We start from the raw sequence: 9,324 nt of genomic DNA on the forward strand, positions 1-9,324 counted from the left end.
GGCTATTCAACAGCCTCTTGAGCAGCGTTTAATGGTGCTTTACGACGACGAGATTGCCCCAGCACCACACCAGACAAAATTAAACCACACGCCATCAACTGACTACTTGTCAGGCTCTCATCCAGCAACCAAAAAGCAAATCCAATGGTATAAACAGGAATGAGATTGCTAAAAATAGTCGCCTTGGTCAGGTCCATTTTGGTAATCGCGATGTTGTATAGCAATGCCGTTGTAATGATAAAACTTACAACACTTAAGGTGTCGAATAGTGAAAATCGAGTCGTGTTGCCCATTTGATTTCTAAAATCCATCCCCATAATGATGAGGCTCCCGAAGTGGTTGGGAGTAATTATTGTTAAAAGGATATTAGAAACAATGAAACGTACTATTCTCGCCAGTATCTTTGGCGCGCTTTCTTTAAATACTTTCGCAGCTTCGCCTTCATATGACTTTGTTAAAGCTGGATACGTACAAGCAGACATTGAAGACGCAGGCGACTTCGAGCCTAGCGGTTTTCAAATTCAAGGCTTCAAATCACTTAACGAAAATGTATACCTGACAGGTCGTTATGGTCAGTTAGGTGAAGATGTATCTGGTGTTGATATTGATTTGGACTACGCGTCTGCAGGTTTCGGCTATAGATATGGTCTAACTCAGAATACTGACTTCTTTGGTGAAGTTACTTACGAATATGTAAATATCGATGTCGAACTAGACTCTATTTCGGGTGAAGACGACAATGGCTATGGCATTACTGCCGGTATTCGTTCAATGCTGTCAGAGCAATTTGAGCTTCGCGGTGCTATCCGCTATATCGACATTGAAGACGACGAAACAGCTTTTGAAATTGGCGCAGACTATTTCTTTACACCACAATTCTCTTTCGGTGCGACTTACGTTATCGCTGATGATGTTGACCTTCTAGGCGTATCTGCACGTTACACCTTCTAACACCTTTGATGGGTTAACGTACTCGCAACAAAGCCACGTTACACAACGTGGCTTTTTTATTGAGCTACGCAAACCAGTCTCTTTAGCCTTTTGGCTTAATGTGTTCGGGCGCTGTCGGCAGGTTAGCTGCTCCTTCCTGCTCAAGATTGAGCGCAGTAATTGGAAATGGAATGACAATCCCTTCTTCATCAAAACGCTTTTTAAGCATTTTTATGAAGGCGCTCTTTATGAAGAAGCGATTGAAGTACTCACGGGTTCTCAGCATTACTGTTAAGTTGATACTAGAATTGTCGAAAGTGTGAAACAGAACAAAAGGTTGATAAGTTTCAACACCAAACTCGTGCTGCTCTAGAATTGTATTGGCAACCTCTAAACATACGTTTTCAACATGCTCTAAATCAGAGCTATAATGCACGCCAACTTCAACAGGCACCGACAGTTCGCGTTCAGGGTAGTAGTAGTTAATCAACTTTGAATTAGACAACTTACTGTTAGGCATGATCACGATGTTGTTAGGTAGCATTCTAACCCACGTTGAGCGCCATCCTATTTTCTCAACAAAACCTTGTTCTCCAGAATCCAGCTCGATGAAATCGCCTATACGAATGGGTTTATCCATTACCAACTGAATACCCGAGAAGAAGTTTTCAAGCGTTGGCTGTAGCGCTAGTGCTACTGCGAGCGAAGTAATGCCTAACGATGCAACAATGGGTGTTACCGACACCCCCATGGTGCTTAATATAATCAAAATTGCTAATACAGCAAAAAGCGCTCTAACTGCTCCACCAGCAATTGCGCTAGTATTTTTAACTATGGTTGACTGGTCGCGATAACGGCTCAACGAGTAAGTGACAAAACGCTCGAAGAAGAGAAATAAAGTAATGATGAGGCCAGCTTCGATAACAATGGTTAGCGCTTTAATCGCCCCTTCATCTTCTATCTGAAATACTGAAACAATACTTTTAACCAACAGCAGGAAAATAACCCAGATAAGCAAATTAAGTGGGGCATTTAACGACAGCACAAGCACGCGATAGATATCAGACATACTGCTGTTTTCTGAACGCGCTTTAGCTTTCAAACGCACCAAAATAAGTCGTTTAACAATGAAGAGCACAATAACAACGCCTACTAATCCGGCTATTGCTATTGCCTGCTGGTTTTCAAGAAGTTGAGTGCTGTCCACGGCTGACGGGGCTCCTGCATATATAAGTAGGCACTTTTTATTTTAAGCTACACCTTAGTACGAGAAAGAAGAGGCAAAAGGTGCACCAATTGTTTGCTCGTATTACAAAGTCCATTGTACAAACCAGGCCTCAGGAGTTGCACCTTCAACTTGGCTAATATCTGCCACAAGGGAAAAGGGTCGTTGATTCAGTCCTATGACTAGTTTAAAAAGACGATCGCTGTAGTCTTCCGCACTTTTTTCATTAAACGCGTCACAGAGTCGAGCGGTGACTACTCCGTTTACGTAAATGCGAATACTCTTAAAGTTGAGGTTTATTTTTCAGCCAATGTTAACAGCGCTTCGTTATCGGGAAAGCGTTCAAGCCCCTGTTTTAGAATTATATTTGCCTTCTCGGGCATGTTGTTTTCGCGTAAAGCTAATACGTAGTTGTGAACATAAACATGTTGGTTCTGCCCTACTTCATAGCCTTTCTTAAACCAAGCCACTGCTTGGTTGTCGTTTTGCTCTAAGTAATAATTGGCAATCAGGAAATAACTTAACCAGTACGTTGGCCATGTATGCGACGCGGTTTCCAAAAACGCCAATGAACGCGCTTTATCTCCCACTTTAAGCATGTCGTAAGCCGCACTTACATAAGTGAACGGTGTCATCTCAGGCGAGGTTACATTAGGAGGAACGGGTGCCAAATACCAGTAATTTCCTCTTCCCCACGTTCTTTCAAAAAGCTCAAGCGACATTTCGTGATTAGGCGTAAGGCCGGTATGTAAAGTAACCGTCCCCTTATCACTATCGAACCCAATAACAACAGCGTAGTGCCATTGGGGTAATAACTGGATGGACAAATTTTGAAAAACAATCACTGGGATATCGTCTTTAACTAACGACATAATTGACGTTAACGTGCCTCGCTCAGTATATGGCAAGAAACCAAATTGTCGGGTAGCGCTCACCATTTCGAGTTGTAAACTCCCTTCTTTATTGGGAATGAACAACTTAGGCGCAATATCATTTGGAGAGGTGCTTTCACCATAGTAACCAAACACTTCAGATAGTGTGGTAGGCCCGCAATAAAACTGTTCTTGGGGGAAAAACGGAACAGATTGAATAGTGTGAGATTCAGGTAAAGAGGCTAGTCCCTCTTGCCGCAGCTTGTCAGCCTGAGGTGTGGACTGACAGCCTGAAAGCAAAAATAGAAGCGAAAGGCCTGCTAACGCGCAGGCCTTTTTAACTGAATTGATCATTCAATTAACTGTTCACTGGACGAATAAATGGGTAAACGTCAGTTACTCCAATTAGGTCCAAAATTGCGATAATAGCAAGTACAGTAAGTACTGCGCCTACAACGCCACCCGCTGGCGCTTTATTAATTTCATCATTTAATTGCGCAATTTCGCTGTCGGTCATGCCGTTGATTCTGGCGATAGCCTGGTTGCTATCTACACCTAAGCTAACCAATTTACTCTGCACGTCTGCACGATTAACCATGTCAATTAGCTGCTGCTTATTGTAGTAAGCGGCTTGAGTTTGCATTACGGAATCTGAGCTAATTGCTTCTGCATGCACGCTGCCTGACATTAAAACCGTTGCCGAAAAGCAACCAATCGCAATTTTTTTCAAAAATTTCATGATGTTTCCCTCTTTAAAATGCCCAGTTTTATTCTTCTTTTGCGTTACCTAACTCACGATAAACTAGAGTGAAATAAAACTTCGCACTGATTCAGCAGACGCATTTGCGCTCTGCGGTTTATTTTCAGTAGATAAGCACAGCAAGATTAAGACCAACTAAAAAGGCGTTTTTTGATAATAGACAGGGTTCCATTTTTTCTCTTTAAAGTAACGATTTATATGACCTTTATGCGAAAAATATTGGTCAAAGCTTTATTCGTTAATTTTGCATTGATGCATCACCGCGCGCTGACTTTTATGTAATATTTTCTTTATGCTGGAATTATTTGCTTGCCGCTAATTTAAAAAGAGCAACAATCAATAAGAGTCACTCTGTGGAATGAGCGAGTGTTTCGAAACGCCTATTTCACGTCTCATACCATACGGAGTTAAGTTTCAGGTGCAATTTTTGACAAAAACACGCTATAAAAGACAGCATCGGGGTTAATACTTTCTTTAGCGTTTGGATAAAAAGCACATCAGCGCAAAAACTGTTCAAAATTCCCTCGACATGTAGCCCTCAATTCCTTATAGTGCGCGCGCTTTTATATATTAGTGAAGTGACAACCGCTTTCACTACTATCTCTTCTCATCGTTTTACCCCTGGATACCTGTTTTGATTACCACCGCAAATATCACAATGCAGTTTGGCTCTAAGCCATTATTTGAAAATATTTCCGCAAAATTCGGCAACAGCAACCGATACGGCCTAATTGGTGCAAACGGTTGTGGCAAGTCTACCTTTATGAAAATTCTAAGCGGTAAACTTACTCCATCGTCGGGCAACGTTTCTATGGCGCCAGGCACAAAGCTAGGTATCTTGAGTCAGGACCAGTTTGCGTTTGAAGAGTTTAGCGTAGTCGATACCGTTATCATGGGTGACCGTGAACTATGGGAAGTTAAACAAGAGCGCGACGCCATTTACAGCAAGGCTGAAATGAGCGAAGAAGATGGCATGCGCGTGGCGGACTTGGAAACCCAATTTGCCGAGATGGATGGTTACACTGCTGAAGCACGCGCTGGCGATATCTTAAACTCTGCAGGCATCGACGAAAGCTATCATTTTGGTCTTATGAAAGAAGTCGCGCCCGGTAAAAAAGTACGTGTGCTTTTGGCGCAGGCGTTATTTGCCGAGCCTGACATTCTGCTTCTAGACGAACCAACCAACAACTTGGATATCTACACCATCAGTTGGCTAGCTGAAGAGCTGAACAAACGTAAATCGACCATGCTTATTATTTCGCACGACAGACACTTTCTAAACTCTGTATGCACGCACATGGCCGATATCGACTATGGTGAGCTGCGCGTTTATCCGGGTAACTACGACGACTACATTCAAGCTGCCATGCTCGTTCAAGAACAGCTTCATGCAGAGAATGCTAAGAAGTCAGCGGAAATTGAAGAGCTACAGAGCTTCGTAGCGCGATTCTCTGCCAACGCATCGAAAGCGAAACAAGCCACCTCGCGTGCCCGCCGTCTTGAGAAAATTGAATTAGCTGAGGTAAAAGCGTCTAGCCGTCGTAAGCCTTATATTGTGTTTAACCAACATAAGAAACTTCACCGACTTGCTATTACTCTTGAAGAGCTAGGCCATAGCTACCCAGATCTTCCGCTATTCGACAATGCTAACTTGCTATTAGAAGCAGGTCAGCGCTTGGCGATTATTGGTGAGAACGGGGCCGGCAAAACCACGCTTTTGAAGTGTTTGGTTAATGACATTGAACCTACCGCAGGTAGCTATAAGTGGGCTGAAAACGCTGCGATTGGTTACATTCCGCAGGATAACGCTAAATACTTTGCCGAAGATATCACTATGTTTGAGTGGATGAGCCAATGGCGTAGCCCCAAACACGATGACCTGCAAATAAAAGGTATGTTAGGACGTTTGCTATTTACGTCTGACGACTTCAACAAACGCGTGCAGGTATGTTCTGGTGGTGAGAAAAACCGTTTGCTGTTTGGAAAGCTAATGCTTCAAGACATCAACGTATTGGTAATGGATGAACCCACTAACCACATGGACATGGAGTCGATTGAAGCCTTGAACAATGCGCTATACAAGTTTGATGGCACTGTTATTTTTGTTAGTCACGACCGTGAATTCGTTTCGTCACTGGCGACGCAAATCATCGAAATTAAAGACAAGAAACTGAATCACTTCGATGGAAACTACGAAGAGTTTTTGGCGCATAAAGAAAACGCGTAATTATATATCGATGCCTTCATCAATAGATGAAGTGAGCCACATAACAAAACGGGCACTTATTTAAGTGCCCGTTTTTTGTTTCAGTATATTAAAAGCTTACTGACCAGATAAATACTTGCCAACCGCTGTCGCTAAGCGGTCAAAGTAGTTAACAATCGTATTTTTAATTGGCGCTAACTCTTGTTCCGTTATTTCATCAAAGTTATCTGGCGGTGTGAAATCTTCAACACGCTCATTTTTTAGCGCATCATCTTGAAATTCGGTAAACACTGGCAGCGTTAAGATATCAACTGGCTTGTCTAAACGCTCAATACTAACGTTAAAGCTTGCCGAAGCAATATAGTGATCGGTACCCAAAAAACTACGCGTAAACAGTCCGAACCCTTTGCTTTGATGCTCTGAACATCCATAAGTACCGCACTCGGTAATAGCCACCGTCGGCGCTTCTTCAACAATAATCACAGTGGCAATGCCTTTGTCTAACAATGATTTTCTTAACGTGTTTTGCTTTTCATTAAAAGACCCGTTCCCGCCTTCACCCATCACAAAATCGAGAGCGCCTGCGTCGCCTACCATCGACGAAATATCTACAGTAGTGAAACGACTGTTTTGCTCAATGGCTTTTTTGAATGTGCTATACAGCGTGTTGTTCAATTGCCAGTCGTAGCTATATTCTTTCGTAAAATTGTTAAATTTAGTGGTACCGATATGCGTGTGAGTGGGAAACTTTTTAGCGCTAACCCATACGCCAACTTTTGGTTTTGGTGGAGCAACTGGCTTGCTAACTGGCTCTTTAGTCGATTCGCCTTTCGTGGTTCCATCATTTACGCTGTCGCCATCTTGCACCACATCTTCTTGCTCTGTGCTTTCAGTTGGCGTGGCTTCCTCGCTCTTAGGTTGAGAAGGAACGCTTTCGCCAGAATCCATACCTCGTTGCGTAACACACCCTGCAGCCAACATTAATACGGCTAACAGAACAGTAAACTTTGTCACAAACTTCATAACACTTCCTTATTTCAAAGCCATTTAAGTTAATACTAAATTTCTACCTAAAAGACCATTCTCATATTACTGAAAACGTGGGTCAGTGCATTGGCGGAATTAAGCAGTAAAAAGTCTGCGCGCTGACCTTCTGTAATGCTGCCTATGTCACTCTCTAGCCCCATAAATTGAGCCGGCGTGGCACTCGCCATTTTGCTCGCATCTTCTAACGTTACACCGCAATCATTGTGCGTATTCAAAACTGCACTATGCATATCCAAGCACGAGCCAGCCAGTGTTTTGCCGTCTGGCGTAGTCAGTTTATCGCCATGCCTAACGATCTCGGTATTAAAAAAGTGAAGACGCTCAATATCACTGCCCACATGCGCCATAGCATCGGTAACCAACATGGCGCGGTTGGCAGTTTTCACGTTTAATGCCAACTCAGCACTTTTGCGGTGTAAGTGGTGATGATCGATAATAAAACCACAATATACTCTGTCATTAAGCAACGCGGCACCAACGGCCCCAGGCTCCCGGGAGGTTAATGCAGACATAGCGTTGTACAAATGCGTAAAGCCTGTAGCTCCCGCGTCGATAGCCGCCTGAACTTGCTCATAGCTGGCATTGGTGTGCCCAATTGCAACCACAACTCCTTCAGCAACCATTTCTTTTATGAAGCTAGTACTCACCGTTTCTGGTGCGACCGTAAGTAAGACTTTACCAATGTCTTTGCGACATAAGGTTGCAAGCTCTACGTCAGAAGGCGTTCTTATAAATTGTGCTTCGTGCACGCCCTTTTTTGCCTTGCTCAAAAAGGGCCCCTCAAAGTGAATTCCTTTTATTAACGCTTTAATGCACTCTGGGCCGCCCGCCATTACTTCCGCAATGGCATCCGCCGCCTGAGCCATTGTTGAAGCATTATCGGTAATGATAGTTGGCAACATGGACGTTGTGCCGAAACGAAGATGAGCCAGCGCCATGGTTTCTACTATAGCGGCAGAAGGGCTATGGTTAAAAAGCACACCACCACCGCCGTTCACTTGCGTGTCGAAATAACCGGGAATGAGCTTTCCGTTGTAAATACTACTGAGCTCTGCTGAGGTCGCATCGCTAATACTGACTATCTTGCCGCTATCAGCTGTGATTGTCTGGTTTTCAAGCCAACCTTTTGGCGTTAAAACCTGCTCGACAGTAATCGATTCTTTCATTCGCTTTTTACTCTTTTGGCAAAGCTGATAGCGCCATATTCAGCACTTTTTAGCGGCGCTGTTAAATTAGAAGAGATAGAAGGCGAAAGTAAAGGCGTGTAAACATCAGCAAGGCCACCAACTAAACATAGCGGCAATGTAGAAGCCTGATTAATCAATGCTTCACCCAACTGATTGAGGTAATTTGCTCCCTTTCGAATAAGAGAGGTCGCGGCGGCACACTGGTCTCGATAAGCCTGTATAACCACTGGGGCAATATCACCAAAATCTGCAGCGTTGTAATTTGCCACCAAGGTCACTAATTGCTGAGGTGACGCTAAATTAAGGTGTTCACAAACTCGGTTCTTTAGTTCACTAACGGGCTCTACGCCGTCATAAGAAAGCAGTACATGCTTTATAGCTGATAAGCCCAACCACGCACCACTTGCATCATCGCCAACTTGCAGGCCGTAACCACCTTTGTCAGTGAACACACCCTTGTCGTAATGGGTTGCCGCTGAACCTGTACCGCAAATAATAAGGGCTCCAGACTGATTATCGTGCGCGCCCAAACAAGCGGCGTGTAAATCACTTATTACCACGGTATCGGCAAATGGGTTGTCTAACTCCAAAAAAGACTGCTTTGCTTGAGGAATATTCGCCCCTGCCAATCCGGCAGCTAGCAACACTTCTTCGCATGTAATCGGCAACGCAGCACTTTCTATTGCGTCTAACGTTGCATCTATTACCGACCCCATTGCTTGTTCGGGGTTGGTCATTATATTTGCAGGGCCTGCCGCCCCTTCACCTAATGTATTGCCATCAATATCTTGCAACAATGCACGGCACCGGGTGCCACCACCGTCAATACCCACTACATATTTGTAACTCACGGGTTACCTGCTTCTCTAAACTATTCAATACAACTTGTTGTATGCACTTTACCACACCGATTTCACAGAATAACTTGCTTTCTTGCCAGTAATGCAGCTTTTCACGTTACCTGAAGGCCCTTATACCATATATGACCCTCTCCGATTGCAAGACACCGTGTTGATTTATTAACGTGATTCATTGCTGCCATATATTCGGCTTTTTCGTGAAGTCAATTGACTTCTAGCCTTGATGGTTGTTCGCAT

General features: G+C 43.7%; 9 protein-coding genes. 2 read left to right on the plus strand and 7 right to left on the minus strand.

Features of this window, described 5'->3' with window-relative positions:
- Positions 1–2 precede the first annotated feature (2 nt).
- Positions 3–482, minus strand: a complete 480-nt coding sequence (locus tag QME20_RS08980) for a DMT family transporter (protein WP_081099426.1) — start codon at positions 480–482, stop codon at positions 3–5.
- Here QME20_RS08980 and QME20_RS08985 point away from each other — a divergent pair.
- Positions 376–951, plus strand: coding sequence for an outer membrane beta-barrel protein (locus tag QME20_RS08985; protein WP_281715807.1), 576 nt, complete (start codon positions 376–378; stop codon positions 949–951). The genes QME20_RS08980 and QME20_RS08985 overlap by 107 nt on opposite strands.
- Before the next feature lie 82 nt (positions 952–1,033).
- Here the strand turns inward: QME20_RS08985 and QME20_RS08990 are convergent, their stop codons facing one another.
- The 3 genes from QME20_RS08990 to QME20_RS09000 form a co-directional block, all read right to left on the minus strand.
- A complete protein-coding gene (locus tag QME20_RS08990) occupies positions 1,034–2,137 on the minus strand; it encodes a mechanosensitive ion channel family protein (protein WP_061094348.1) in 1,104 nt (367 codons plus the stop codon).
- A gap of 314 nt (positions 2,138–2,451) precedes the next feature.
- Positions 2,452–3,381, minus strand: coding sequence for a PA2778 family cysteine peptidase (locus QME20_RS08995; protein ID WP_061094347.1), 930 nt, complete (start codon positions 3,379–3,381; stop codon positions 2,452–2,454).
- A 4-nt stretch (positions 3,382–3,385) separates the two neighbouring features.
- Positions 3,386–3,766, minus strand: coding sequence for a PA2779 family protein (locus tag QME20_RS09000; RefSeq protein ID WP_061094346.1), 381 nt, complete (start codon positions 3,764–3,766; stop codon positions 3,386–3,388).
- Between the two features lie 655 nt (positions 3,767–4,421).
- Between QME20_RS09000 and QME20_RS09005 the strand changes: the two genes are divergently transcribed.
- Complete coding sequence (locus QME20_RS09005; RefSeq protein WP_281715808.1) at positions 4,422–6,014, plus strand: ABC-F family ATPase; 1,593 nt, start codon at positions 4,422–4,424, stop codon at positions 6,012–6,014.
- A gap of 96 nt (positions 6,015–6,110) precedes the next feature.
- On the opposite strand, the gene QME20_RS09010 is transcribed toward QME20_RS09005, so the two are convergent.
- The 3 genes from QME20_RS09010 to QME20_RS09020 are packed head-to-tail and all read right to left on the minus strand — an operon-like array spanning position 6,111 to position 9,078.
- Positions 6,111–7,016, minus strand: coding sequence for a hypothetical protein (locus QME20_RS09010; protein ID WP_281715809.1), 906 nt, complete (start codon positions 7,014–7,016; stop codon positions 6,111–6,113).
- A 47-nt stretch (positions 7,017–7,063) separates the two neighbouring features.
- Positions 7,064–8,206, minus strand: coding sequence for an N-acetylglucosamine-6-phosphate deacetylase (nagA, locus tag QME20_RS09015; protein WP_168462640.1), 1,143 nt, complete (start codon positions 8,204–8,206; stop codon positions 7,064–7,066).
- Positions 8,203–9,078: a BadF/BadG/BcrA/BcrD ATPase family protein gene (locus QME20_RS09020; protein ID WP_168462641.1), complete on the minus strand. Its 876-nt coding sequence runs from the start codon at positions 9,076–9,078 to the stop codon at positions 8,203–8,205. Before QME20_RS09020 ends, nagA begins: the two co-directional genes overlap by 4 nt.
- Between the last annotated feature and the right edge of the window lie 246 nt (positions 9,079–9,324).

The organism is Alteromonas sp. CyTr2, from assembly GCF_947311905.1.
GTDB lineage: Bacteria > Pseudomonadota > Gammaproteobacteria > Enterobacterales > Alteromonadaceae > Alteromonas > Alteromonas macleodii.

Bases quoted from the DNA above. Each gene is read 5' to 3' on its own strand.
- QME20_RS08985 (WP_281715807.1), top strand. From the start codon at position 376: ATGAAACGTACTATTCTCGCCAGTATCTTTGGCGCGCTTTCTTTAAAT.
- QME20_RS08980 (WP_081099426.1), bottom strand. From the start codon at position 482: ATGTCTGCTTGTACGTATCCAGCTTTAACAAAGTCATATGAAGGCGAA.
- QME20_RS08995 (WP_061094347.1), bottom strand. From the start codon at position 3,381: ATGATCAATTCAGTTAAAAAGGCCTGCGCGTTAGCAGGCCTTTCGCTT.
- QME20_RS09000 (WP_061094346.1), bottom strand. From the start codon at position 3,766: ATGAAATTTTTGAAAAAAATTGCGATTGGTTGCTTTTCGGCAACGGTT.
- QME20_RS09010 (WP_281715809.1), bottom strand. From the start codon at position 7,016: ATGAAGTTTGTGACAAAGTTTACTGTTCTGTTAGCCGTATTAATGTTG.
- nagA (WP_168462640.1), bottom strand. From the start codon at position 8,206: ATGAAAGAATCGATTACTGTCGAGCAGGTTTTAACGCCAAAAGGTTGG.